This is a genomic window from Pseudomonas sp. FG6 (assembly GCF_057809015.1).
The window spans coordinates 42,290-68,527 of the sequence record NZ_JBMDJD010000001.1 but is presented as its reverse complement, the minus strand read 5'-3'; the positions used below and the strand labels follow the sequence as shown (position 1 = coordinate 68,527).

Below are 26,238 nucleotides of genomic sequence, written 5' to 3'. Positions count from 1 at the left end.
GGATTGTTCGCTTTGGGTTGTAGGAAAAGGAATTAAGTTCGGTCGGAAACTAATGTGGGTGGGGAGCGATACCTGTGGGAGCAAGGCTTGCCCGCGATAGCGATCTTTCTGACGCATCTATGCCGAATGTGCCATCGCCTCGCGGGCAAGCCTTGTTCCCACAACAAGCCGTTCTTGCGAAATTTCTAGATCGCCTCGAGCTTGGCATACCCCAGCATCAGCCACTTGCTGCCTTCGCTGAAGTTCACCTGGACCCGGGCCTGGGCGCCCGCGCCTTCGAAGTTGAGGATCACCCCATCGCCGAAGACCGAATGCCGTACGGCCTGGCCCAGGCTGAAGCCGGTGTCCGGAATGTCGCTGCCGCCGAACAGGCTGCTGGTGCTTTGCGCCTGGCCGCCACCGAACGGACGGCTGACGCTGTTGGACAGTCGCACTTCCTGGATCAGGCCCTTCGGCACTTCGCGTACGAAGCGTGAGACTTTGTTGTAGGTCTCGCTGCCATACAGGCGTCGGGTTTCGGCGTAGGTCAGTACCAGGTTCTGCATGGCACGGGTGATGCCGACATAGGCCAGGCGCCGCTCCTCTTCAAGGCGTCCAGGTTCTTCCAGGCTCATCTTGTGGGGGAACAGGCCTTCTTCCATGCCGACGAGGAACACGTAGGGGAACTCCAGGCCTTTGGCGCTGTGGAGCGTCATCAACTGGATGCTGTCTTCGTGTTCGTCGGCCTGGGTGTCGCCGGCCTCCAGGGAGGCGTGGCCCAGGAAGGCCGCCAAGGGAGACAGGTCGGCGTCTTCTTCCGTGCGTTCGAAGTTGCGCGCGGCGCTGACCAGTTCCTCGAGGTTTTCCACCCGGGCCTGGCCTTTCTCGCCTTTTTCCGCTTCGTGGTAGGCGATCAGGCCGGACTGCTCGATGACCGTCTGGGTCATCAAGTGCAGCGGCATGTCCGCGCACTTGGCCGCCAGGTCTTCAATCAGGTCCATGAAGGCCTTCAACGCACCGCCAGCGCGACCGGTCACGCCTTTGTTGACGACCAACTGATGCATGGCCTCCCACATGGAGACATGGCTGTGGCGGGCGTGATCGCGAATCGCCTCGACGGTTTTCTCGCCGATGCCCCGCGTCGGTACGTTGATCACCCGCTCCAGGGCGGCGTCGTTGCCGCGTCCTTCGATCAGGCGCAGGTAGGCCATGGCGTTCTTGATTTCAGCCCGTTCGAAGAAGCGCTGGCCGCCATAGATGCGGTACGGGATGCGTTCGCGCAGCAGTGCTTCTTCCAGCACCCGCGACTGGGCGTTGGAGCGGTACAGGATGGCAATGTCGCTGCGAGCCAGGCCCGTCTTCAACGCGCTCTCGATGGTTTCCACCACGTAGCGGGCTTCGTCGTGTTCGTTGAACGCGGCATAAAGATTGATCGCTTCGCCTTCGCTGCCGTCGGTCCACAGTTCCTTGCCCAGGCGCCCGGTGTTGTGGGCGATCAGGGCGTTGGCGGCCTTGAGGATGCCGGCGGTGGAGCGATAGTTCTGCTCCAGGCGAATGACCTCCGCGTCTGGGAAGTCGGCCGAATACTGGTGAATGTTCTCGATCTTGGCGCCGCGCCAGCCGTAGATCGACTGGTCGTCGTCGCCCACCACCATCAGGCTGTCGCCGCCCTTGGCGAGCAGGCGCAACCAGGCGTATTGCACGGCGTTGGTGTCCTGGAATTCGTCCACCAACACATGCCGGAAGCGCTTCTGGTAATGCGCCAGCAGGCCCGGGTGGTCGCGCCACAGGTCCAGTGCCCGCAACAGCAGCTCGGAGAAGTCGATGACCCCGGCGCGCTGGCAGGCGGCCTCGTAGGCCTCATAGATGCTGCGCATGGTCGCCAGGAACAGATCGCCGCTGGCCTGGATGTGCTGCGGGCGAAGGCCTTCGTCTTTCTGGCCGTTGATGAACCATTGCGCCTGGCGGGCCGGCCAGCGTTGTTCGTCCAGGCCCAGCTCGCGGATCACCCGCTTGACCAGGCGCTGCTGGTCGTCGCTGTCGAGGATCTGGAAGGTCTGGCTCAGGCCGGCTTCCTGCCAATGGGCACGCAACAAGCGGTGCGCCAGGCCGTGGAATGTACCCACCCACATGCCGGCCGGGTTGATACCCATCAGCTGTTCGATGCGGTGGCGCATCTCGGCAGCGGCCTTATTGGTGAAGGTCACCGACAGGATCGAGTGCGGCGAGGCGTTCTCGACCTGGATCAACCAGGCGATACGGTGCACCAGCACTCGGGTTTTACCGGAGCCGGCACCGGCCAGGACCAACTGACGACCCACGGAGGCGGCTACGGCCTGACGTTGGGCATCGTTGAGGGAGTTCAGCAGAAGGGAGAGATCATCGCGCATCGGGGCATTCTAGGGTGCGGCGCCACCCCGGGCAAACCAAGCTTCGTGTCAGCCGATAAAAGACCCGGCCAGGACGACCGGCCGGTCATGGGCTGCAAGCATGGGCGACGGACGCTCGAAGGACGCGCCACCCAGTGAAATAGCGAGGTTTTGCACATTTTTATGAGTCACGACAGTGTGGGATGGCCCGCAGCTTGTGTATGCTCGTGCACGTTTCGGGTTCTCCATGTTCCTCCTGAATAAGAACAAGAACAGCGCCTATGACCTTCAATTCCGATCTGGCGGGCCCCTGTGTGGAACCGCGGATCATCAGTAAGCAGTACGCCACGGAAATGGCGGTCGAACGCACAAGGCTTTTGTATCAGGGCTCGCTGCTGCCCACGCTCTTCATGCTGGTCAACGGCTTGGTCTGTGCGGCCCTGCTGTGGGGGCCGTCGCGCTATTTCGTGGTCAGCGTCTGGCTCGTCTGGTTGCTGTCGCTGGTGGCGTTGCGGGTGATCCAGGTGGCCGCCTTCGACTCGGCGATTCCCAGCCGTCAGGCGCACCCTGTCTGGCTGCGCATGTTTCTGCTCGGCTCGGCCATGACCGGCCTGACGCTGGCCGGCGCGGGCATCGCCCTGGTGCCGGCCGACAGTTTCGAGCAGCAGGCCTGGGTCTTCGGCCTGATCGGCGCGGCCACCTTGTCGGCCAGTGTCGCCTATGCCGTGAGCCTGCCGGCGTTCCTGTCCTTTACCTTGCCCTGTCTGTTGCCTGCCATCGGGTATCTGCTGTGGGGCGGCGATGAACAGCAGCGCGGGTGGGGTTGGCTCGGCCTGGTGGTATTGGTTTCGCTGAGCGTGGTGGCCTGGCAGGTCAACCGGTTGATACAAAACAGCTTGTTGCGACGGTTTCAGAACCAGGCGCTGATCGAGCATTTGCAGCAGGCACAAACCCAAAGCGCACAACTCAACGAAGCGCTGGCGCGTGAGGTCGAACAGCGCCGTCATGTCGAAGAGAAGCTGCGCGCCGCCCAGATTGGCCTGGAGGCCCGCGTCGCACAGCGCAACCTGGAGCTGGAAGCCGCCAGCCAGGCCCTGGGCAAAAGCGAAGCGCGCCTGGCCCTGGCCCTCAAGGCCAGTGAACTGGGGCTGTGGGACTGGAACCTGCAGACCGACGAAGTCCATCACACGCATCTCAAGGAGCTGTTTGGCCTTGAGCCCGAGTACGTCACGGCGATGCTCAGTCATCTCACGCCGCGCCTGCATCCCCAAGACCTGCCCGCCCTCAAGCGTGCCCTCGTCGAACACCTCAAGGGGCGCAGCGAGGATTACCAGATCGAGTACCGCTTGCGTCACGGCGATGGCCATTGGGTCTGGATCGAGGATCGCGGACGGGCCGTCGAGCGTAGCCCGAGCGGTCGGGTGTTGCGCATGGTGGGTACCCGACGGGACATCAGCGCCAGTAAGGAGCAGCAACAGCAGCGGCAACTGGCGGCGACGGTATTCGAGGCGGCCAGCGAAGGGATCGTGATCTTCGACCCCAACTACGCCTTGCTCGCCGCCAACCAGGCTTTCACCCGCATCACCGGCTTCAATATCGACGACATGCTCGGTTGCAACGTGGTCGACCTGCCGTGCAGCCGCGATGCGCGCCGGCATTACCCGATCATCCGCCAGGCGCTCAAGGAGCACGGCACGTGGCAGGGCGAATTGGTGGAAGCACGCGCCAATGGCGAGCTGTACCCGCAATGGCTGCAGTTGAACGTCGTCCGCGATTCGCGGGGTAATGTCAGTCATATCGTGGGCTTCTTCGCCGATCTTTCGGCTCGCCGCGAATCTGAGGAGCGGATGCGCTACCTCTCTCATTACGACGAACTGACCGGGCTGGCGAATCGTGCGTTGTTCCGCGAACGCCTGCACGAGGCCTACCAGCGGGTGCGCCAAGGCGGCCGGCGGAGCCTGGCGTTGCTGCACATCGACCTGGATCGCTTCAAGCTGCTGAACGACAGCCTGGGTCATGACATCGCCGACCAGTTGCTGCAAAAAGTTGCTCGCCGTCTGATCAATGCGCTGCCCGAGGCCAACACCATCGCGCGGCTGTCCGGCGATGAGTTCGGGGTGCTGTTCGACGCCTACGGCAACCTGTCGAGTCTGGCGCGGGTGGCGACCCGGCTTGCAGCCAAGCTGCGCGTGCCGTTGACCATCGAAGGCCATGAGCTGGTGGTCAGTGCATCGATTGGCATCAGCCTGTTGCCGGACAACACGCGGGAAGTCACCACCCTGGTCAGCCAGGCGAACATGGCGATGCAACATGCCAAGCACCTGGGGGGCAACAATTTCCAGTTTTATACCGACAGCCTCCAGGCCAGCACCCTGGAACGCCTGCAATTGGAGAATCAGCTACGCAAGGCCCTCGAAGAGCATCAGCTGAAGGTCTTCTACCAGCCCAAGTTGTGCCTGGAGACCGGACGCCTGAATGCCGCCGAGGCATTGGTGCGGTGGGATCACCCGGTCATGGGCCAGGTTCCGCCGGGCGATTTCATTGGCCTGGCCGAAGAAACCGGGTTGATCGGGCCGATTGGCGAGTTCGTATTGCGCCAGGCGTGTTGGCAGGCCTGCGAGTGGCAGCGCCAGGGGCTGGCGCCCATCCGGGTATCGGTCAACCTGTCGGTGCACCAGTTGCGTCAGGGCAAGTTGGTCAGCCTGGTGCGGCAAGTGCTGGAAGAAACCGGCCTGGCGCCTCAGTACCTGGAACTGGAGTTGACCGAGAGCCAGTTGCTCGACAGCGTCGAGCACATCATTGTCACCTTCCAACAGCTGCGTGGCCTCGGGGTGAAACTGGCGATCGACGATTTTGGCACCGGCTATTCCTCCTTGAGCTACCTCAAGCGTATTCCGGTGGACTACGTGAAGATCGACCAGGCGTTCATCCGTGGGCTGGAGGAGGGCGGTGAGGATGCGGCGATTACCCGGGCAATCATTGCGATGGCCCATGGATTGTCGCTCAAGGTGGTCGCTGAAGGGGTCGAGCGCCAGGAGCAGCTCGAGTTTCTGACCGTTGAACATTGCGACGAAGTCCAAGGCTACCTCATCAGCCGGCCGCTGGAGGCCGAAGCCCTGGCCAGCCTGCTGCGCGGGCCGCGCCTGGAATGAACCTTGCGTCGGGGGACCACATGCCCTGTGGCGCCGACGCAAGGTTTGTCCGTATTAATGCGTAATCAGAACTTCATCGATATGGTGAATAAGTTCATCATTGAAGAAAATGCTGACGCCGGTAACGTTCGAATTGCCGAGTACTGTGTATTCGACCTGTTTTTGCGTAATAACTTGTAGTGCGGCATCGTCACTTTGTTCGAGAACAAGGTCCAGGCGCAAGTCGAAGGATTTGTCCTGCTTGACACTAAGGACCAACTTCGGTGTGATGCCGCTGTTCGATACTTCTACTGTTCCGAGAGTACGGAAAGATGCTGCGCCGGGCATCCGGTCGATTTGTGCGGTCCAGCCGCTGGTTTTGATAGTCATGTTGGATAACTCCTGTAGTTGAAATTGAATGGCGTCCTGCGTGGCCAATATAAGTACGCGAAATCTTTTAGGGAAGTGTGCGAGTGCAGGAATTTGAAAGCGTTTGTGTGTTTGTCGTTTTGCCAGGCGCGTGAGTGCGCGACAACTTGAGGGTGTTTTGCAAGTATGTTCTTGCAGGAAAAAAACGGCTCGCATTAAGCGTCGGGGTTTTGAAGTTGGGCGACCGTGGGTTGATATGAAAATATTGTCATGTTCAGCTTTCCTTACTTGCCTCGACGTGGCTTGTAAGGGAAGCGATGTGTTCCTGGCGCCCGGGCGTCGTGGCTTTTTGCTCTCGCGTCATAGCCTCCCAGGTGGCTACATGGCGTGTTCCCCGCCAAAACAAGGCATAACGGGCCTATTCAGTTACGTATTGGGCAGGCAAAAAGCCAATTCTTGTAGTATAACTACAAGACTGCTACATCCCGGCACCTGCCCATAACAAGAGTCCAGCGCCTTGAACCTGTTGCAACACATCGCCCAGTCACGCCACCTGCTGCGCAAGTCGGAGCTGAAAGTCGCCGATCACGTCCTGCTTGATCCTGCGGCCGTGATGCACAGTTCCATGGCCGATCTTGCCCACAGCGTCGGCATCAGCGAACCGACCATCGTGCGTTTCTGCCGGGCCATCGGTTGCTCGGGTTTCCAGGACCTGAAACTCAAGTTGGCGCAAAGCCTGGCGGCCGGGGCGAGCTTCGGCCAGTTCGCGATCCATGAGGACGACTCGGTCGCGGACTACAGCCTGAAGATCTTCGACACCACCCTGCATACGCTGATGGAGGTTCGCGAGAAGCTGGACCCGGTGGCGCTGCAAAAAGCCGTCACGGCCATGTCCCAGGCGCAGCGGGTCGAGTTCTATGGCTTTGGCGCCTCGGGCGCGGTGGCCGCGGATGCGCAGCATAAGTTCTTTCGTTTGCTGCTGACGGCGGCGGCTTATTCCGACCCGCACATGCAGGCGATGTCGGCGGTGACGCTCAAGCCCACCGATGTGGCGATCTGCATTTCCCAGTCGGGGCGCTCCAAGGACCTGCTGATCACCGCCAACCTGGTGCGTGAAAGTGGCGCCTCGTTGATCACCTTGTGCCCAAGCCAGACCCCCTTGGCTGAACTCTCGACCGTGAACCTGGCCATCGACGTGCACGAAGACACCGAGATCTACACCCCGTTGACCTCGCGTATCGCCCACCTGGTGGTGATCGATGTGCTGGCGATGGGCGTGGCCATGGCGCGTGGCCCGAGCCTGGTCAATCACCTCAAGAGTGTGAAACGCAGCCTGCGCAGCTTGCGGTTGTCGCCCAAATCGGTGAAGGCGCTGGACGACTGATCCCAAGTCCTGGGATCAAGGGGTATCTGCCCAAATTCATCGTCCTGTAATCTTCGCGCCGCCAAACCGTCATCGCGCACCGTCATCGTGAAGCTCCCGTATACGTCTTGGGAGTCTCGACATGACCCAGTCCTACGAAGAGCGCAGCGCCGTCAAAACCCGTCGTCAGCAGGAAGACCAGCGCCGCATGGCGTTTCGTCGTGCGATCGAAGACCGCTATGAGCAACGCCAGCTCATGGTCGAAATCAGCGACTTTCCCGAGGTCGCGCAGTTCAATCACTGGCAGGCATCGCCGGTGGTTTCCCGTCGAAACGCTCAACCAGGCCAATGATCTGGGCGCGCTCGCCGCGCACGAACGCCAGGAAGGCGTGAGCCACCGGTGACAAGCGTTTCGCCTTGGCTTGCACCAGGCACCAACTGCGGTAGAGCGGCAGTTCCTCCACCGGCAACTCGATGAGTGCGCCGGACGACAGTTCCCGGCTCACGGCGTGGCGCGTCAACAGCGCCACGCCCAACCCGGCCACCACGCACTCGCGCTGGGCCTCCGCCGACGCCACTTCCAGCGTCTGGGTGAAATGCACCCGTTTCTCCTTGAAATATTCCTCGCACGCCAGTCGTGTGCCCGAGCCCGGTTCGCGCAGTAGCAGTGTGTAGGGTTCCAGGTCCTGCAAGCGCAGCGGGCCCATGTGGCACAGCGGATGATCCGGCGGTGCCACGGCGACGATCGGATTGTTCAGGAACGGCAGGAATTCCAGGCCCATGTCCTGGGGCACCATGGACATGATCACCACATCATCCCGGTTGTCCGAGAGCCGGCGAATGACTTGGCCGCGATTGACCACCGTGAGGCTCAGGTTGACCTCCGGGTGTTGGCGTTTGAACGCCGCGAACAGATGCGGCACGAAGTACTTGGCGCTGGACTCCACCGCCAGCTTCAGCTGACCTTGCAGCGAGCCCTGCATGTCCGAGAGTTGCATGTCGAGGTTTTCCAGGCGTCCGAAAATGTCCCGGCTGGCCCGTTGCAAGGCTTCGGCGGCTTCGGTCATGTAGAGCTTCTTGCCGACATACTCAAACAGCGGCTGGCCGATCAGCTCTTCGAGGGATCGGATCTGTAGGCTAACGGCCGGCTGTGTGAGCGACATTTCATCGGCCGCACGGCTGTAGGACCTCAGGTCGCACACCTCGTTGAAAATCTGCAATTGACGCAATGTCATACGCATCAATGACTTACGCATTTTTTGAGCATCCTGGATCGAGGCAAACAGGGTGACTATAAGTTTTTATTTATGCACAGCCCAATAAATATTCATTTTTGTTAATCAACGTGCGGGACTAGTGTGGAGCTGCGACCGGTTGTTACATCCGGTCACGTATCGGCCTGACCTCAGGCCGTGGTATCACCGGCTCAAGGGAACCTCCAATTGATAAAAAAGATCCTGATCGCCAACCGTGGTGAGATTGCCGTACGAATCGTGCGCGCTTGCGCCGAGATGGGCATTCGCTCGGTCGCGGTCTATTCCGACGCGGACCGGCATGCCTTGCATGTCAAGCGCGCGGACGAGGCCCACAGCATCGGCGCCGATCCGCTGGCCGGCTATCTCAACCCACGCAAGCTGGTGAACCTGGCCGTGGAAACCGGCTGCGACGCACTGCACCCCGGTTACGGCTTTTTGTCGGAAAACGCCGAGCTGGCAGACATCTGCGCCGAACGCGGCATCAAATTCATTGGCCCATCGGCGGAAGTCATTCGCCGCATGGGCGACAAGACCGAAGCGCGCCGCAGCATGATCAAGGCCGGCGTTCCGGTCACGCCGGGTACCGAGGGCAACGTATCGGGGATCGAAGAGGCCCTGAGCGAAGGCGACCGGATCGGTTACCCGGTCATGCTCAAGGCGACGTCTGGCGGCGGTGGCCGCGGCATCCGCCGTTGCAACAGCCGCGAAGAACTCGAACAGGCCTTCCCGCGCGTCATCTCCGAAGCCACCAAGGCGTTCGGTTCGGCGGAAGTGTTCCTGGAAAAGTGCATCGTCAATCCCAAGCACATCGAAGCGCAGATCCTGGGCGACAGTTTTGGCAACGTTGTTCACCTGTTCGAGCGTGACTGCTCGATCCAGCGCCGCAACCAGAAACTGATCGAAATCGCTCCGAGCCCGCAGCTGACCCCCGAGCAGCGCGCCTACATCGGCGACCTGTCGGTGCGCGCCGCCAAGGCCGTGGGCTACGAAAACGCCGGTACCGTGGAGTTCCTGCTCGCCGAAGGCGAGGTGTACTTCATGGAGATGAACACTCGGGTGCAGGTGGAACACACCATCACCGAAGAAATCACCGGTATCGACATCGTCCGCGAACAGATCCGCATCGCGTCCGGGTTGCCGCTGTCGGTCAAGCAGGAAGACATCCAGCACCGTGGCTTTGCGTTGCAGTTCCGGATCAACGCCGAGGACCCGAAAAACAACTTCCTGCCCAGCTTCGGCAAGATCACCCGTTACTACGCCCCCGGTGGACCGGGCGTGCGCACCGACACGGCGATCTACACCGGCTACACGATCCCGCCGTTCTACGACTCGATGTGCCTGAAGCTGGTGGTGTGGGCGTTGACCTGGGAAGAAGCCATGGACCGTGGCCTGCGGGCCCTGGATGACATGCGCTTGCAAGGGGTGAAGACCACCGCCGCGTACTACCAGGAAATCCTGCGCAACCCGGAATTCCGTAGCGGCCAGTTCAACACCAGCTTCGTTGAGAGCCACCCTGAACTGACCAACTACTCGATCAAGCGCAAACCCGAAGAGCTGGCCCTGGCCATCGCCGCCGCCATTGCCGCCCACGCAGGCCTGTAAGGAACCATGACAATGTCCAAGAAGATCCACGTTACCGACACAATCCTGCGCGACGCCCACCAATCGCTGCTCGCCACCCGCATGCGCACCGAAGACATGCTGCCGATCTGCGACAAGCTCGACAAAGTCGGCTATTGGTCGCTGGAAGTCTGGGGCGGCGCCACCTTCGACGCCTGCGTACGCTTCCTCAAGGAAGACCCGTGGGAGCGCCTGCGCCAACTGCGCGCCGCATTGCCCAACACCCGCCTGCAAATGCTGCTGCGCGGCCAGAATCTGCTGGGTTACCGCCATTACAGCGATGACGTGGTCAAGGCGTTCGTGGCCAAGGCCGCGGTCAACGGCATTGATGTGTTCCGTATTTTCGATGCCATGAACGACGTGCGAAACCTGCGGGTTGCCATCGAAGCGGTGAAGGCCGCCGGCAAGCACGCCCAGGGCACCATCGCCTACACCACCAGCCCAGTGCACACCATTGACGCGTTCGTGGCCCAGGCCAAGCAAATGGAAGCCATGGGTTGCGACTCGGTGGCGATCAAGGACATGGCCGGTCTGCTGACCCCCTACGCCACGGGCGAGTTGGTGAAAGCGCTGAAGGCCGAGCAATCGTTGCCGGTGTTCATCCACTCCCACGACACCGCCGGCCTGGCCGCGATGTGCCAGCTCAAGGCGGTGGAAAACGGTGCGGATCATATCGACACCGCCATCTCCAGCTTCGCCTGGGGCACTAGCCATCCGGGCACCGAGTCGATGGTTGCCGCCCTCAAGGGCAGCGAGTTCGATACCGGCCTGGACCTGGAGTTGTTGCAGGAAATCGGCCTGTACTTCTACGCCGTGCGCAAGAAGTACCACCAGTTCGAAAGCGAATTCACTGCGGTGGATACCCGTGTTCAAGTCAACCAGGTGCCGGGCGGGATGATTTCCAACCTGGCCAACCAGTTGAAAGAGCAGGGTGCACTGAACCGCATGAACGAAGTGCTGGCGGAGATCCCGCGAGTGCGCGAAGACCTCGGCTTCCCGCCGCTGGTGACCCCGACTTCGCAGATCGTCGGCACCCAGGCCTTCTTCAACGTATTGGCCGGTGAGCGCTACAAGACCATCACCAACGAAGTGAAGCTTTACCTGCAGGGCGGCTACGGCAAGGCACCGGGCGAGGTGAATGAAAAACTGCGGCGCCAGGCCATCGGCAGCGAAGACGTGATCGACGTGCGCCCGGCCGACCTGCTCAAGCCGGAAATGACCAAGTTGCGCGGCGAAATCGGCGCACTGGCCAAGTCCGAAGAAGACGTGCTGACCTATGCCATGTTCCCGGACATCGGCCGCAAATTCCTCGAAGAGCGTGAAGCCGGCACCCTGACCCCGGAAGTGCTGCTGCCGATCCCCGAGGCAGGCAGCGTGAGCTCCGCAGGCGGCGAAGGCGTGCCGACCGAGTTCGTCATCGACGTCCACGGCGAAACCTACCGCGTCGACATCACCGGCGTGGGCGTCAAGGCCGAAGGCAAGCGTCACTTCTACCTGTCCATCGACGGCATGCCGGAAGAAGTCGTGTTCGAACCGCTCAACGAGTTTGTTGGCGGCGGCGGCAGCAAGCGCAAGCAAGCCACCACGCCGGGCCATGTCAGCACCACCATGCCGGGCAACATTGTCGATGTCCTGGTCAAGGAGGGCGACGTCGTCAAGGCCGGCCAGGCCGTCCTGATCACCGAAGCCATGAAGATGGAAACCGAAGTGCAGGCGGCCATCGCCGGCAAGGTCACCGCCATCCATGTGGCCAAGGGCGACCGGGTCAACCCGGGCGAAACCCTGATCGAGATCGAAGGCTGATCGAACAGCCTCGATACAACGCTTTAACCTCGGGGGGGCATGTGCTCCCCTTTTTTTGCCTGCGAGATTGTCAGAACATCATGCGCCATTGGCCCATCAGCGCACTGTTGCGGTTGTCCTGGCCCGTTTCACCGCGATAGCTCAGCCCCAGGGTATGTCGGGGCGAGACGGCGAGGTCCAAACCGGCTTCCACCAGCAGGCTGTCACGGTCCAGTTCGACACCCTCGACGGTATACGGATTGCCGCCGGTCACCAGGCGTTGTTGGGAACGGCCCCGGACCTCACCGTACAGGTGCTTCCAGCCGACATTCAGCCGCGGCGTCAACCGCATGCCTTGGTCAAACAGGAAGGGGCGGGCGAGGCGCAGGCCGAGGTCGCTGCTGGGGTGAGCTTGCGTCTGCTGGTGGTACTGCAACGCGGCGTCCCCGCCTTTTTCTGTATAGGCCTCTCGTTGGTAGCGTTGGTAGCCGACTTGGGCATAGGGCTCGATATCGAACTGACCTGCACGCAGGTTGTAGCCGATTTGCCCGAAGACCTGTTGCGTGTTGGCATCGTAACGGCCTTTCAGATGATCCTTGAACCCGTTGAAGGCTACGTGGCGCTTGCTGCTGCCGTCATGACCGCCATAAACGGCGCCCAGACGCAGGGCCAGCGGTCCGTCTTGGCGCAAGGCATAGGCTCCCGCCAGCCAACTGTCGAGCTGGCCGTCGAATTGATGACTGTCCAACCGGGTTTGCGTCTTGCCGCCGATGATTCCCAGGCGCCAAGCGGGGTTGATGGCCCAGTCGGTTCCCAGCATCAAACCTTCGGTCGAATGCTTCAGGGCGTAACTGCCCAGTTGCTTGCCGAGGGTGCCGCTGTTGCCGATGGCCTGGAGCCAGACTTGGCCGTCGCCCCGTGCGTTTCCTGGTTGTGTCGAGTCCATGGCCGAGAGCATTCCGGTGCTGATCGGCGCGACGCTGCTCAGGGTGGCGCTGCCCAGGTCGGCGGTGTTGTAGCCGCCCAGTTGGTCGATGGCGTCGGCGACGGTCGCCATATTGGTGCCAAGCAAGGCGTTTATGGCGGCGTTGGGTTTGGGGGCAGGTTTGGATTGGGCGCTGGCGACGATTTTTGTTGGTTCGGCGGGCTTTGACGCTGGGTGATCGGCTTGTGGCTTGACGACAGGAGAGGGGGGAGTCGGTGAAGTGACGGCAGATTCCGATCGCGATGGTTTGGCCTGTTCTGATTTCTGAATACTGCGTAAAGTATTTTGTCCGTTGTCATTGGACGTGATTTTCTCGGCCGGAACCTCCTTGGGCGCGAGAATCAAGCCGACTTCCGTCTCGGTGGTGTAGTCAGGTTTCGCGATCACTAAGGCGAGTTCGCTGATCACCTTCCCGAATTCCCCATCGACTTTTTCCGCCTTGATCACGACGTGCTTACCTGCGCCGATGGACTCCCCTGGCAACGACGTAATCTTCAGCGTCGCATTGCCTAGCGTCGCCGTGCCGCCGACCTTGATCGTGGCACTGTCGCGGTCTGGATGGACGCCATAGAGCAGCGTTGCGCTTTGCGTCAGTTCAAAGTTCTGTTTGATCGTAGGGCCCCCGTTCGCGGGGTCGACCTTTAACAGGCCCTTCACGTTCAGCGTGTCGACGGTGCCATTGCCGCTGAAACTGCCCGTCTCGTTGACGAATACAGACTTGCCGACACTGCCCTCGTTATGAAACTCGCCGTCTACATGGACTTCGGCACCCATTTGACCGAGATTGCGAAATTGCGCGTTCGCCTCTACCCGGCCTTTAGTGAAACGGGTGGTGCGCGACGATTCGCCATCCAAGGTTGTGAACTTGGGTGGCTTGCTGGATGCCTTGGTTGAATTATTGGGTTGGGTTGGCTTTTGGGGCGCTGTTTCAGAGGGTGGGGTCGTAGCTTCATCGGTCGATTGCTGAGCCATAGAAACATCGGCGCAACCGAGTACCAAGGCGATTGCCAGGGCTAGGCGTTGGTGTGGGAACACAGGTTGGATAGACATTGAATGCGGTCTCTCGTGGAGTGAACCCGCACTTTAAAAATTCAACTTGGAACGCGATGCCGGCCATCTCCTCGCGATGGGCAAGACGCTGCGGATGAAATCTGTAGGCTGCTTGTTGCTGCGATCAAGGCATCGTCGTGTTGGCTTCCATGGTCTGAGGCGTTGCCCTACAGCATGTGTGGAGCTTTCTGTTTGATGGGTGTTTGAGGGTCGTCTACCAGGCCACGACTCAGTCGGGTGTATATCCGTTTCTGCAATAACGACCGCCGACGGTCCGCTCTGACAGCGGCTCACTTTTGAGAAGGTGGAAGGCCTGCGTTCGGCCATCGTGGTTAACGGTGCGCTCAGATCAAAATCAGAAGCGAGGCGACCTAATAGCCGGACTGCTTCTGGCGGCTAACTTCGATCCCCTGTGGGAGCGAGCCCGCTCGCGATGATGCCAGTCCGGACACCGCAAACCCGTGGCGAGGGAGCTTGCTCCCGCTCGGCTGCGCAGCAGTCGCAAAACCAGACAATGCGGTTTGCCTGAACGAATGCAGGGGGCCTGCTTCGCAGGCCAGCGGGAGCAAGCTCCCTCGCCACAGGTGGCCGATGCCCGCCGCCACTACCAGGTCGGCTACTAGGCCGCCTCGCGTCAGCTTTTGATCTGGGGCGCCCCATTAACCACGATGCCGGAGTGAGGGCACACCGACTGCTCAACGATTATTCAAATACGCCTTCCCATAATGCCCCTCCATCCGCGCCTGGATCAGCTCCAGCGCAATGGACATCACCCAGTAGATGATCGCCGCCGTCGTCAGCATTTCGATATAGCGATAGCTGGAACGCCCATACGACTGGGCCAGGAACATCACTTCCCAGACGCCCATCACCGAGATCAGGGAGGAGTCCTTGAGCATGGAGATGAATTGGTTGGTGGTCGGCGGGATGATGGTGCGCATGGCCTGGGGCAGGGTGACGCGCCAGAACATCACGGTTTCGTTCAGGCCCAGTGCGAGGGAGGCTTCGCGTTGGCCAGGAGGGACCCCGAGGATGCCGGCGCGGAAGATTTCGCTCAGGTAGGCGCCGTAGTTCAAGGACAAGGCGATGATCCCGGCGGTGACGGCGCCCGGGACCACGCCCAGTTGCGGCAGGCCCAGGTAGATCAACAGGATCTGAATCAGCAACGGCGTGCCGCGGAAGAACGACGCGTAGAAACTGGCGATGCCGAACGCCACGGCGCTTTTGGACAACCGCGCCAGGGCGGTGATGAAGCCCAGCAACGACGACGCAACGATCGAACACAGGCACAGGAACAACGTCAGCGCCGCGCCTTGCAGAAAGCCGTTGGGCGCCAGGTGCACGCCCACCAGGTTCGGCAGTTTGTCGAGGATGATGGAGAACTTCAGGTCGAAGCTCAGGAAAAAGCTCGCGAACAACACCAGCATGGCCGCCCAGGTCAGGTACAACCGGGTGCGGAAACCGAAGATTTTTTGCAGACGCGACTCAGCCACCGGTTGCGGTGGCTGAGAAGGGGACGGAAAAGAGGTCATTGAGTGATGTCGGCGCCGATCCATTTCTGCGAGAGTTTGCTCAAGGTGCCGTCCTGTTTCAACTGCGTGAAGACATCACGCACCTTGGCGTTCCATTGCGCGTCGCCTTTTTCGATGGCCACCGAGTTCGGTTCGGCGTACAGCGCTTCGCCGGCCAGTTTGAATCGCTTGTCTTCGGTCAGGCGTGGCTGCGCGGTCACCAGGTTGGTCAGCACCGCGTCCAGTCGCACGCCGGCACCTAGGCCCAGGTCCTGGAAGGCGACGTTGTCGGTGTCGTACGGGGCGATCTGCACATTGTCGAAGGGGTAGCTCAGGCGGGTGTCTTCGGCGCCTTCGATCACCAGGTTCTTGTTCAGGTAGCTTTCATAGCTGGAGGCGCTGGTGAGGCCGACTTTCTTGCCGCTCAGGTCCTTGGCGCCATGGATGCTGTCATCCTTGGCGTTGACCACGATCACCGCCGGCGACGCGTAGTACTGCACGGGGAAGTCGAACACTTCGGCGCGGGCTTTGCTCGGGGTCATCGAGCAGATGCAGATGTCGTAGCGACCGCTCCAGTGACCGGCTGCGATCACGTCCCAGGAAGGTGTTTCCAGGCGCAGCTTCACGCCGAGTTTTTCGGCGACGGCCTTGGCCACGTCCACGTCGAAACCGTCGAGCTGGTTCTGTTCATTGAGGAACGAGAACGGCGGATAGCTTTCCATCAGCACGCCCACCAGCTCTTTTTTCTGCTCGATACGCTCCAGCGTGGCACCGGCGAAAGCTTGCGAAGAAGCGGCCAGCAGCGTCAGGCCCAGGGCCAACAAAGGTTTAACGTTCATATAAGGTCCCTGGCTGAGAAATAAGTTGTAGTTAACCAATAGGTGCGTATTAAATAGTTATAAGAACGGCTCCGATAGTGAGTAGTTTTCATAAGCTTATGAGTGAATCGCATATGGACGCAGCAACGACAGTCATTCTCGATGGCGGCATGGGCCGCGAACTGCAACGCCGTGGCGCGCCGTTCCGACAGCCCGAGTGGTCGGCGCTGGCGTTGAGCGAAGCGCCCCAGGCGGTGGTGGACGTTCACGCTGCCTACATCGCCAGCGGTGCCCAGGTGATCACCAGCAACAGCTATGCGGTGGTGCCGTTTCACATTGGCGAGCAGCGCTTTGCCGAAGAAGGCCAGGCACTGGCCGCGCTGGCCGGGGAATTGGCTCGGCAGGCGGTGCAGGCGTCGGGCAAATCGGTGAAGGTGGCCGGATCGCTGCCACCCTTGTTCGGTTCCTATCGCCCCGACCTGTTCGACGCCTCCCGCGCCGGCGAACTGCTTGCACCATTGGTGACGGGCCTGGCGCCCAATGTCGACCTGTGGCTGGCCGAAACCCAGAGCTCGACGATTGAAGCGCGGGCGATTCACGCCGGGCTGCCGAAGGACGGCAAGCCGTTCTGGCTGTCGTTTACCTTGAAAGACGAAGACACCGACGAAGTGCCGCGCCTGCGCTCCGGTGAGCCGGTGGCGGACGCCGCGGCGGTGGCCGCCGAGCTGGGCGTCGAGACGCTGCTGTTCAACTGCAGCCAACCGGAAGTGATCGGCGCGGCCATCGACGCGGCGCGGGAGACGTTCGAGCGCCTGGGCGTGAAGATCCACATCGGTGCCTACGCCAACGCTTTCCCGCCGCAACCGAAGGAAGCGACTGCCAACGATGGGCTGGACCCGTTGCGCGAAGACCTCGATCCGCCCGGTTACCTTCAGTGGGCGGCCGACTGGCGCAAGCGCGGCGCGAGCCACCTGGGCGGTTGCTGCGGCATCGGGCCGGAGCACATTGCGGTGTTGGCGCAGAAACTGCCCTGAACCCCTTGAAGCCGACATGGCGGCTTACACATCCCCGCTCCCGCGAGACATATGTATGTCATCGCTGATCGGATGAGGCGATAGGTTCCCGGTTCCTCCACGACAACCGGGACCTATCCTTGAAACCCATCAGCCTGTTACCCAACGGTATTCGCTTTCAACCGCATCAATTTGCCGATCAATGGCTCAGTCAATGGGGCCTGACCGGTGACGCGCAGGTCCAGGTCACTTACCAAGAGGTTGTGACAGTCGACTCGGCCGCTGAACGCAAGACCGCCTCGGTTCCCTTGCGCGCCGCCGTCACCCAAGGCTTTCTGGCCGCCCATCAAAGCAGGGCCTCCTCTTCGGCTTTGTCCCCGCGCGAGGGTTGGGTGTATCCGCACCGAAGCCACCTGTCCCTGGACTTTTCCTCACTGCGCGCCCATGGCAAGGCCCTCTCGCCCGATGTGCTGCAGCACCTGCAAACGGGCGTTGCGCCGGGTTATCAGGGCAACGGACAACCCGTCATCACCGAGGTGGATGCCCAAGGCAATCTGCTCGGCGCCCGGGAAAAAGAGCAACTCAAGCAATTGAACCTCCTGGACGCCAACCAGGTGAAACTGGCCCGGCTGTTCGCTGCGCTCCCAACGTTCGACACGGTGCTCAAGAGCCTGTTGGTCAGCCGGCTCAAGGCCAGGATTCCCGCAGGTAAATTCCGGGCATCGACCCTTGAGCCCATGGACCCGGATCACTGCTACGTGAACCACTTCACCGTCGATACGTCGGGCATGCGCTCGTTGACGTCCTCGCAGCGTTTTACTGATGTCATGGCGAGCAGCCTGGCAACGGATACGCCGCCCACTTACACGGCCGGCGACGTGGGCTTCTTCACCCGTCCGGATGCGGTGCAAGAGGCGGACAGCCTGTTTGCCAACCCACTGGACCGCAAGACGGCGGCAGCCTTGGAATCGGTCTTCTACCTCGTACAACCGGTGACCAACGAAAGCCTCAAGCGCCAGTTCCTGGAAGACCTCGCCACATTTGGCCAGAGCAAAAGCGTAGGGGCCGCGCTCGATGCGCCAAGCCCGGCCACGGCCGAAGCGACGCTTGCTCATCTGCTGGCCCGACGTTTCATGTCGCTGTTGGATCTGTACAAGGTTGATCGGGATCCGGCCTCGCAACTGACCGCCAGTGAGCGAATCCTGCAACACGATGAGGATCGCCTGCTGGACCTCATCACCAGCCATCCTCGCCTGGCGGACAGAAACCGTCTGTTGCGCGCGCCCGTTCCCCATGTCTATGCCGTGATGCTCGACATGGGCACCGCGGCACCGTGCAAATGGCCCGGGGCAATGGTCATCAAACGGGCCGACCAGCCGTCCCTGTTCCTGTATTCGCTGGAAGGCGGGATTGAGAAATTCCGCTCCTTCCAGGACCTGGTCAATACCCTCAGCCCTGTCTATGCGGGGCAAAAACGCCCGATCCGGGATATTTCCACTGAACTGACCGGGCACGTCTTTGAAACCGCGGCCGATGACCTTTTGCGGCTCCAAAGTGCCGCGCTGGAGGCGTTCTTGAATGCGCCGGCAAACGAAACGCTCGCCTTGCCTGCCTTTGCCCTGGCGGTCGACGATGCGCTGGAGCTGCCCATGCTGTCCCTAGCCGGGCCCTTGGCGGCCCGCCAGCAAGTGCTGGTCGAAGGTAATCGTCCCGACTTCTTCAAGTCGGCCACCTCTTCGCAGAAGTCCCATTACCGCACCCTGGAGCTTTCGGTATTGGACGCCGCCTATGCCTTGGCGAGCAGCGATATCAAGACGTTGTTGCAGTTCACCCGCGAGAAGATCAGGCAATACCTGCAAGAAAACGTGCACCCGGACATCGACCCCGATCCGGACCAGACCCAGGTCACCTTCTTCTATGGAAAAACGGCCAACCCGAGGCAATCCCGTGTCACCAGCCTGACCCAGTTGCTGCTGGATAACTTGCGACCGGCTCAACATCCGAACGCCATGAGGGAAGTGTTGAGTGCCTACGTCGTCGACCCAGACGGCGAGCGTGCCCGCAATCCGGCCAACGGTTACTTCGTCACGCTGAGCGGGCGCGAACTGGCCAGGATGGTGACGAGCATCGATGCCGGTGGAAGTTATGAAGCCATGCTCAGGGAGCAAATGAACCAACCCGCCTACAAGAAGGCCTGGCAGGCGGCGTACCTGGCGAACCTGAAATTCAAAGGGTACGAGGCTTCGCTCCAGGGCGACGCCGTGTTCAAGGCCACGCTTGTCGACAAGGCGTTCAACCCGCCGAAACCGACCAAGCAACTCGCCCTCTGGCTGGACGCCGTTCTGCGCTCGCCATCGGCCGAGGCGCGCACGCCGGTCATGGGGCGCCGGGTGCATGTCTACGGCCTGGTACTGGGCGGAAGCATGGCCGCCGCCGGCCAGCACGGCCACATGGGCAATGCGCTCAGCATCAACGGTGCGCTGGTGTTTTCCGACCAGGAAGGGCCGACGCTCAAGGGCACCGTGGGCGTCTACTTTCCCGACAGCCCCGAGGGCGAGGATTTCCACGAATTTGACGATTTGAGCGAGGGCGTTGCCCAGCTGTTGCCCCGGGAGGACTGGCAGGCGTATTTCCGTTCACGCATCTCCACCAACGACCCGTCGCAGCTAAAACGTACCTTGGGGCAGCAGGGCGGTCGGCCGCTGATTCGCGGTGCGTTGATCACTGGCGATCTGCTTGAAGCCCTCCATCGAGCCCACGTCAATTTTCACAGCGCCCACGCCGATCACCGCTCCAACAGCAACCGCAATGTCCGTCATCAAACCTATGGCAGGCTCGGGCAAATGGTGATCGAGATCGTCATGGAGCTGGCCGGTCTGTTCCTGGCCCCGGGTTTCCAGATGCTCAAGAGCGCCCTCAAGACCGGTTTGCTGGTGTACCGGACGGGGGCGATCCCGCTGAACCTGAAGACCTTGGCATTTGTGCATGCCGTGGCGAACCATGGCGGTTGGCGTCTGACCCGGGGCGCGACCGTATCCAGCCGCAGTCGATCCTTCTTCCGCGCGGTGACGGCGCGCCAGAACGAGGACGAAGCCACGCGCGGGCTGCCCTTGGACATGACGATCTACGGCCCGTATGCCGTGACGGATACCTCGGTGATACGCGGGCTGGTTGCCGACGCGCGCGGCTTCTATCGCCCCACGATCAGTCATGCCGCCACCGGCGTGGTGACAGCTCGCCCGGTGTACGTGCGGCAACCCGATGGTACGGTGTTCCGCGTGCACGACCATACGAAGCTGGAGGCCACCGAAGCCAGCCTGGTGCACCCGGTGACGGGGCTGGGCATCCGCGCCAGCGGAGTGATGCGCAGCACCGTGGCCCGGATGCCCGACGGCGAGTGGCGCGCGGTGGGCTTTGGCCGTGGCGGCGGAAAACGGCCGGGGGATCCGGACCCGCAGCCAGGTCCGTCGAAACCCAAGATTGCGGCCGTGTCGTCTTCGGTCCTTTCTGCGCGGATTCGCACCCCGGGCACCTGGAACAATCAGCTGATGGACCTGGTTCCGTCGATCATGACGCGCCTGGCCGGTTGGCCGCAAAACCGCAGCCTGCTGATCATCAATCGACAGACCCCCGAGCGCATCTGGTCGGTGCGTTTCACGCCCGGCCAGGAGGAAGTCATCTATCCGATGGAAAGCCACCCGGACAGAGCCGATACGGACATCGTCCTGGTTCGCATGGCCCAAGACCATTACAGCCTGGAGCTGGAGGGCGAGGTCGTGGAGATCCCGGGCGACGGCGATTGCTTCTTCAACGCGGTCAGCCGTGGGCTGAACGAAGGGCAAGCCGGGGAAACGTTCTCGATGCAAGGCTGGCGAAACGAAGTGGCGGATTATATCGACCAGCATCCGCACATCGGGCAGTACGTGGCACCGCAACCCACCCTGGCGCAACAGGCGCTCGTCGAGAATGCGTCCTCGCTGGGCAACCTGCTGGGCCCGGCGGCGATGCTCGATCTCACTCGAATAGTTTATGGTGGGCCTAACCTGCATCGCCTGTTCCAGCCGACCTTGCGCTACCTGGACCTGCATGCAAACAGCGCCGTGCGTGCTGCGATCACGGCCAGTCCGGCCGATCGGTTGCCGCCGGAAATACTCCAGCACGTGGGACGCCTGTTGTCGCAGCGCCCCCCGGCCCGACTGGTGCCCAGCGTTGATGCGCCTTTTTCCGGGGCGCAAAGGCAGTCCATGAAGCAGCTGTTCGAAGACATCCTGGTGGGGCCTGTCGAGAACGAGTTGGTCAAGGAACTGCTGGACAACCAGTTCCTCCTGATTACCCACGACGTGACTCACATCCTGCTCGAATATGGCGTCACCGCCCGGCAACTGATCAATCAACATCCGAACAACAGTTCGGCGTATGTCTTGTATGACGAAGCGCTGCACGGGCATCTGGACGACGATCAGATCGACGAACTGCTCGACGGGGCCTACCTGGTCACCCAAGACGATCTGGACGATGCCAAGGATCTGTTGGTAAGCGATGCCGACAGGTACGTCGATGACACGTCGGAACTGTTCGACCATTTCATTTACACAGACACCGCCGAAAGAACCGTCGACCTGTTCCGGACGGCGCTCAGGCGTTTTCCCGACTTGCTGAGGCGGGCGAACCTGCTGCTCAGGTCGCCGATCATTTCCCATAACCTGGGCGGCCTGTTGCGTGTGAGCGAAGTGGCCAAGTGGCTGCGTAATCCCGCCTTGTCCGACATGCGATTCCAGCTCATCGCCGAGTACGCCAATACCCGTTATAGCGAATTGCAGCGCATGGAAAACATCGATGTCGATTGGATGCAGGTATTCGACGATCGCAACCTGCGAAGTATCGTCACGCAGCAAGAAGCCTTGGCGGACTTCATGGCGTTCCTGGGGGGCGCGTGGGGAAACACCCAGAACAGCGACATGCCGGCGGTGGTCAAACTGTTCAGCGTGCCGGAGCAACTGCCCTCCAATAGCCGGGTCGCCTTGTTATTCAATGTCCCGAATCTCTGGAGCGCCCTTCAGAAACTGCGAAAGGAATACGCCAGCCAGATCTGGGCCGACCTGATTGGGCCGCATTTCAACGACGCCACGATCCGCCAGGCGCTTGCCCATTCCGGGGCGCTGAGTTCGGAGCTGCACCTGGCCCTTGCCTTGAGAAACAGCCTGGCACCCGAGGAGCTTCTTGCGAACCAGATCATGCAGCGCCTGCTTTCCGTCGGCCAGCGACGGGCGCAGCAATACCTTCACAACTTCGACTTCCCGACCCATCGCCTGGGCCATGGCCGCCTGGATTTTGCCGTGTACGTGGAAAGCCACTTGAGCATTCCGGACTGGGCCTGGCAGTACGCCAGGCGCGGCGTCACCCCGGAATCGCTCAAGAAGATTGGGGAGGTGAAACCCAAGCCGGAGTGACGGTAAGGGTTGAAGGGTGATGTGGGCTGTGCAGCCCCATCGCGAGCCTGCTCGCGATGGCGAACCATCAGCCACCATCACTTATGACCGACACTCCACCAACCCCCGAACCTGCCCGCCCTCGCGCTGATTGTCCTCGCTCAACCACTGCTCGAACCCGGCCCGGATCGCCAGCCATTCGGTGTCGAGCATCGAGTACCACGCGGTGTCGCGGTTCTGTCCCTTGACCACCATGTGCTGGCGGAACACCCCTTCGAACGTGAAGCCCAGCCGTTCGGCGGCGTATTTGGAACGGGCGTTGGCGTTGTTGCACTTCCATTCCAGGCGCCGATAGCCCAGGGCGAAAGACTCTTTCGCCAAGAGGTACACCGCCTCGGTGCTTTTCGGCGAACGCTGCATCGGCGCGCCGAAGGTCACGTGGCCGATCTCGATGCGGCCCTGGGCCGGCACGATGGACATCAGGCTGAGAAGGCCTTGTACGTTGCCGCTGGCGCGGTCGATCACGCTGAAGAAATACGGGTCGCTGTTGGCCGCGTGGTTGTTCAGCCAGGCATCGAACGCGCCACGCTCGGTGAACGGCCCATAGGGCAAGTAATCCCAGAGTTTCGGGTCGGCGCCGGGGCCTTCCAGGGCTTGCCACAAACCGTCGGCGTGACGCGCCGGGTCGAGTTTTTCCAGGCGGATGAAACGTCCTTCGAGCAACTGGGCAGAGGGCGCCGGGACACCTTTCCAATCGGCGAGTGAGGTCGACATGCTGCGCTCCTTACAGGGCTTTGCGAAATTGGATGAAGCCTGGACGTTCTGCAACGCGCTCATAGAGCCGGATCGCCGTCGCGTTGGTTTCGTGGGTCAGCCAGTGCACCTTGCAGCAACCATCGGCCTTGGCGGTGGCATAGACGAACTCGATCAACTGGCGACCCACGCCCGTGCCACGGGTCTGCTCGGTCACCAGCAAGTCTTGCAGGTAGCAGGAATTCTCGATGCTCCAGTTCGAACGGTGATAGATGAAATGCACCAGGCCCACCGCCGTGTCGCCGTCCCAGGCGAGCGCGCCATGGGTCGGTTCGCGCTCGTCGAGCAGGCGCTGCCAGGTGCTTTGGCTCACCGTGTCCGGCAGTTCAGTGTTGTAGAACCGCAGGTAGGCGTGCCACAGCGGCAGCCAGGCGGCGTGATCGTCGGCGGTCACGAGGCGGATCGCTACAGGTTTCATGTTCACTCCTTGGTTGAGGGGGCAGGCATCTGGCGCGCCAGGCGTTGGTCTTGCGGGTCGGGGCTGGCGGCCAGCCCGTGGCGTACCCCGGCGGCGTCGACGGGGCTGCGGTTCTGGCTGAGCTTGCGTTTGCCTTCCAGGCGTTGGATGGGCAGGGCGAAACCGACGATGGCCTTGAGCATGCTGTCGATGTACTCAGGCGGTGCGTCATCGACTTTCCAAGGCTGGGCGCGGCCGGTTTCGTGGCGATCGGTGAGGGCGCTCACCAGGTTGCGCAGGCGATGGGCATCGCTGAAGACTTCGGCGGTGCCATAAGCGTGCACGGCCAGGTAGTTCCAGGTCGGCACGACTTTGCCGTGCTCGGCCTTGCTCGGGTAAAAGTCCGGGCTGACGTAGGCGTCGGCCCCGGCGAATACCACCAACGCCTCGGCACCTGCTTGCAGGTCCTGCCATTGTGGATTGCTTCGGGCCATGTGCCCGTAGAGGCTGCCATTGGGGCCTTGTTGGGTGTCCAGCAACAGCGGCAAGTGGCTGGCCTGCAAACCGTGTTCACCGTGGGTGATCAACACGGCCAGGCGGCAGTCGTCCATCATCCGCTGGAGCTGAGGAAGGTCGTAGGTGGCAAAGGCTTTCGGGTTGTACATGGCGATTTTCCTTGGCGAATGCGAGCATCCTAGGCAGGCTATTGGTCTGTTGTAAGAGCCACTTGCGGTCAATTCGATAGGTCCATTTGCGAGCATTGCCATGAACAACGTCTTGCCACCGCTGTCGTTCAACCCCGCCGGCATCGAGCTGGATCGCCGTCACGGCCTCAGTCGTCAGCTCTACCAGGCCTTGCGTGCCCGGGTGCTGGATGGGCGGCTCGCCAGCGGCACGCGCCTGCCGGCCAGTCGTGACCTCGCCGCCGCGCTGTCGATTTCCCGCAACAGCGTGGTGCGGGCCTACGACCAGCTCTACGCCGAGGGTTTCATTGAAGGGCGGGTGGGCGATGGGACCTACGTGGCAAAACTGTCTTCGACGACCTTGCCGCTCAAAAACATATCCACAAATGTATCCACAGGGTTTTCAACAGGCTTATCCCCAACCTTATCCACAGATTGGTTGGATTTGCCTGTGGTTTCGTCCAGTAAAGTTATCCACAGTGGAGCCTTGGAAAGGGTCGAAAAACACCATTTGGCACTGCCGCCCAGCGGCCCGCCCAAGGCGTTTCGGGTGGGTATTCCGGCGTTCGATCTGTTCCCTTTCGACGTCTGGGCCAAGCTGAATGCGGCGTTCTGGCGCAAGCCGGACTTGCAGCAACTGTGCTATGGCGATTCCCAAGGCGACGAGCGTCTGCGCGGTTTGATTGCTGCGTACCTGCGCAGTTCTCGCGGCCTGTCATGCACGGCTGAACAAATTGTGATCACCAGTGGTGCCCAGCAAGGTATCAGTCTTTGTGCACAGCTGTTGGTGGATCCTGGTGACATCGTTGCGGTGGAAAACCCGGGCTATCGTGCCGCCGGCCATGCGTTTGCCGTGGCCGGTGCCGATGTGCGCGGCGTAGCGGTGGACAGCGATGGCCTGGATTGTGCGGCCCTCGGGGCGTTGGACAACTGTCGCCTGGCCTACGTGACGCCTTCCCATCAATACCCGATGGGCGTGGTCATGAGCCTGGCGCGGCGGCTGGAGCTGCTGGCCTGGGCCGAGCGCAACGACGGCTGGATCGTCGAGGACGACTACGACGGCGAATACCGCTACAGCGGCGCGCCGCTGGCACCCTTGGCCGCATTGGATCGCCAGGGCCGGGTGCTTTACGTCGGGACCTTCGGCAAGGTCGCGTTCCCGGCCTTGCGCCTGGGCTACCTGGTATTGCCGCCCGGCCTGGTGAACGCCTTCGCCCGACGCCGCGCGGTGGACGTTCGCCATTCGGAAGCCAGTAGCCAGGCGGTGATGGCCGAGTTCATGGCCGCCGGGCATTTCCAAAGGCACATCCGCCGTATGCGCCGGGCCGCACTGGCGCGGCGTGACGCCTTGCTCGCGGGCTGGCCGAAGGCGCTCGCGGGGGTTGGCACGCTGCCTGCGGTCGTGGCCGGACTGCACGTCACGGTGCCGGTGGAGAGCCTGGAACGTGAGCGCGAACTGATCGCCCAAGCAGTCGCGGCGGGTGTCGAAATCAACGGCTTGAGCAGTTATTGGTTACCCACCACGACCCCGACGCAGGTGCGCGCCGGGTTGGTGCTGGGCTTTGCGGCGGTCCCGCCCGAGGCGATTGGCATCGCGCTGGCGAAGCTGGCAAAAGCCTGGCAAGGGTAACGCTGCAACGCCCGGCATCGGGGGCCGTCCGGGCGTCGTT

The 26,238-nt window shown here is 61.7% G+C and carries 17 protein-coding genes; 8 read left to right on the top strand and 9 right to left on the bottom strand.

Going from position 1 to position 26,238, the window contains the following annotated elements:
• Positions 1 to 185: 185 nt before the first annotated feature.
• Complete coding sequence (gene uvrD, locus ACODSJ_RS00250; protein WP_489099825.1) at positions 186 to 2,369, bottom strand: DNA helicase II; 2,184 nt, start codon at positions 2,367 to 2,369, stop codon at positions 186 to 188.
• 260 nt (positions 2,370 to 2,629) lie between these two features.
• Between uvrD and ACODSJ_RS00245 the strand changes: the two genes are divergently transcribed.
• Positions 2,630 to 5,500, top strand: coding sequence for a putative bifunctional diguanylate cyclase/phosphodiesterase (locus ACODSJ_RS00245; RefSeq protein WP_489099824.1), 2,871 nt, complete (start codon positions 2,630 to 2,632; stop codon positions 5,498 to 5,500).
• A gap of 54 nt (positions 5,501 to 5,554) precedes the next feature.
• On the opposite strand, the gene ACODSJ_RS00240 is transcribed toward ACODSJ_RS00245, so the two are convergent.
• Positions 5,555 to 5,869, bottom strand: a complete 315-nt coding sequence (locus ACODSJ_RS00240; RefSeq protein ID WP_489099823.1) for a hypothetical protein — start codon at positions 5,867 to 5,869, stop codon at positions 5,555 to 5,557.
• Between the two features lie 496 nt (positions 5,870 to 6,365).
• On the opposite strand from ACODSJ_RS00240, the gene hexR reads away from it, so the two are divergent.
• Both hexR and ACODSJ_RS00230 read left to right on the top strand, forming a co-directional pair.
• Positions 6,366 to 7,232, top strand: coding sequence for a transcriptional regulator HexR (gene hexR, locus ACODSJ_RS00235; RefSeq protein WP_003187110.1), 867 nt, complete (start codon positions 6,366 to 6,368; stop codon positions 7,230 to 7,232).
• A gap of 121 nt (positions 7,233 to 7,353) precedes the next feature.
• Positions 7,354 to 7,563: a PA3496 family putative envelope integrity protein gene (locus ACODSJ_RS00230; RefSeq protein ID WP_489099822.1), complete on the top strand. Its 210-nt coding sequence runs from the start codon at positions 7,354 to 7,356 to the stop codon at positions 7,561 to 7,563.
• Here ACODSJ_RS00230 and ACODSJ_RS00225 read toward each other — a convergent pair.
• Positions 7,505 to 8,467, bottom strand: a complete 963-nt coding sequence (locus tag ACODSJ_RS00225; RefSeq protein WP_489099821.1) for a LysR family transcriptional regulator — start codon at positions 8,465 to 8,467, stop codon at positions 7,505 to 7,507. The genes ACODSJ_RS00230 and ACODSJ_RS00225 overlap by 59 nt on opposite strands.
• Before the next feature lie 186 nt (positions 8,468 to 8,653).
• On the opposite strand from ACODSJ_RS00225, the gene ACODSJ_RS00220 reads away from it, so the two are divergent.
• Complete coding sequence (locus tag ACODSJ_RS00220; RefSeq protein ID WP_489099820.1) at positions 8,654 to 10,069, top strand: acetyl-CoA carboxylase biotin carboxylase subunit; 1,416 nt, start codon at positions 8,654 to 8,656, stop codon at positions 10,067 to 10,069.
• Between the two features lie 12 nt (positions 10,070 to 10,081).
• Positions 10,082 to 11,890 (top strand): sodium-extruding oxaloacetate decarboxylase subunit alpha, encoded by a 1,809-nt coding sequence (gene oadA, locus ACODSJ_RS00215; protein ID WP_489099819.1) that lies wholly within the window; start codon positions 10,082 to 10,084, stop codon positions 11,888 to 11,890.
• A gap of 70 nt (positions 11,891 to 11,960) precedes the next feature.
• Here the strand turns inward: oadA and ACODSJ_RS00210 are convergent, their stop codons facing one another.
• The 3 genes from ACODSJ_RS00210 to ACODSJ_RS00200 all read right to left on the bottom strand — a co-directional run bounded on the left by ACODSJ_RS00210 (position 11,961) and on the right by ACODSJ_RS00200 (position 16,254).
• Positions 11,961 to 13,826 (bottom strand): autotransporter outer membrane beta-barrel domain-containing protein, encoded by a 1,866-nt coding sequence (locus ACODSJ_RS00210; protein WP_489099818.1) that lies wholly within the window; start codon positions 13,824 to 13,826, stop codon positions 11,961 to 11,963.
• 773 nt (positions 13,827 to 14,599) lie between these two features.
• The gene (locus tag ACODSJ_RS00205; protein WP_489099817.1) at positions 14,600 to 15,436 is read right to left on the bottom strand and encodes an amino acid ABC transporter permease; all 837 of its coding nucleotides are present in this window, start codon (positions 15,434 to 15,436) and stop codon (positions 14,600 to 14,602) included.
• Positions 15,433 to 16,254: an ABC transporter substrate-binding protein gene (locus ACODSJ_RS00200; protein ID WP_489099816.1), complete on the bottom strand. Its 822-nt coding sequence runs from the start codon at positions 16,252 to 16,254 to the stop codon at positions 15,433 to 15,435. Before ACODSJ_RS00200 ends, ACODSJ_RS00205 begins: the two co-directional genes overlap by 4 nt.
• A gap of 113 nt (positions 16,255 to 16,367) precedes the next feature.
• Here ACODSJ_RS00200 and ACODSJ_RS00195 point away from each other — a divergent pair, with 113 nt between their 5' ends.
• Both ACODSJ_RS00195 and ACODSJ_RS00190 read left to right on the top strand, forming a co-directional pair.
• Positions 16,368 to 17,267, top strand: coding sequence for a homocysteine S-methyltransferase family protein (locus tag ACODSJ_RS00195; protein WP_489099815.1), 900 nt, complete (start codon positions 16,368 to 16,370; stop codon positions 17,265 to 17,267).
• 119 nt (positions 17,268 to 17,386) lie between these two features.
• Complete coding sequence (locus ACODSJ_RS00190; protein ID WP_489099814.1) at positions 17,387 to 22,696, top strand: OTU domain-containing protein; 5,310 nt, start codon at positions 17,387 to 17,389, stop codon at positions 22,694 to 22,696.
• Positions 22,697 to 22,777: 81 nt separating this feature from the next.
• Here ACODSJ_RS00190 and ACODSJ_RS00185 read toward each other — a convergent pair whose 3' ends face one another.
• Genes ACODSJ_RS00185 through ACODSJ_RS00175 form a run of 3 tightly spaced genes read right to left on the bottom strand, consistent with a single transcriptional unit; the run spans position 22,778 to position 24,550 of the window.
• Positions 22,778 to 23,449: a GNAT family N-acetyltransferase gene (locus ACODSJ_RS00185; protein ID WP_489099813.1), complete on the bottom strand. Its 672-nt coding sequence runs from the start codon at positions 23,447 to 23,449 to the stop codon at positions 22,778 to 22,780.
• Positions 23,450 to 23,459: 10 nt separating this feature from the next.
• Positions 23,460 to 23,906 carry a GNAT family N-acetyltransferase gene (locus tag ACODSJ_RS00180; RefSeq protein ID WP_489099812.1) on the bottom strand — a complete coding sequence of 149 codons (447 nt, stop codon included), beginning with the start codon at positions 23,904 to 23,906 and terminating at the stop codon, positions 23,460 to 23,462.
• Positions 23,907 to 23,908: 2 nt separating this feature from the next.
• Complete coding sequence (locus ACODSJ_RS00175; protein ID WP_489099811.1) at positions 23,909 to 24,550, bottom strand: FMN-binding negative transcriptional regulator; 642 nt, start codon at positions 24,548 to 24,550, stop codon at positions 23,909 to 23,911.
• A gap of 100 nt (positions 24,551 to 24,650) precedes the next feature.
• On the opposite strand from ACODSJ_RS00175, the gene pdxR reads away from it, so the two are divergent.
• Positions 24,651 to 26,198, top strand: a complete 1,548-nt coding sequence (gene pdxR / locus ACODSJ_RS00170; protein ID WP_489099810.1) for a MocR-like pyridoxine biosynthesis transcription factor PdxR — start codon at positions 24,651 to 24,653, stop codon at positions 26,196 to 26,198.
• The last annotated feature ends 40 nt before the right edge of the window (positions 26,199 to 26,238 follow it).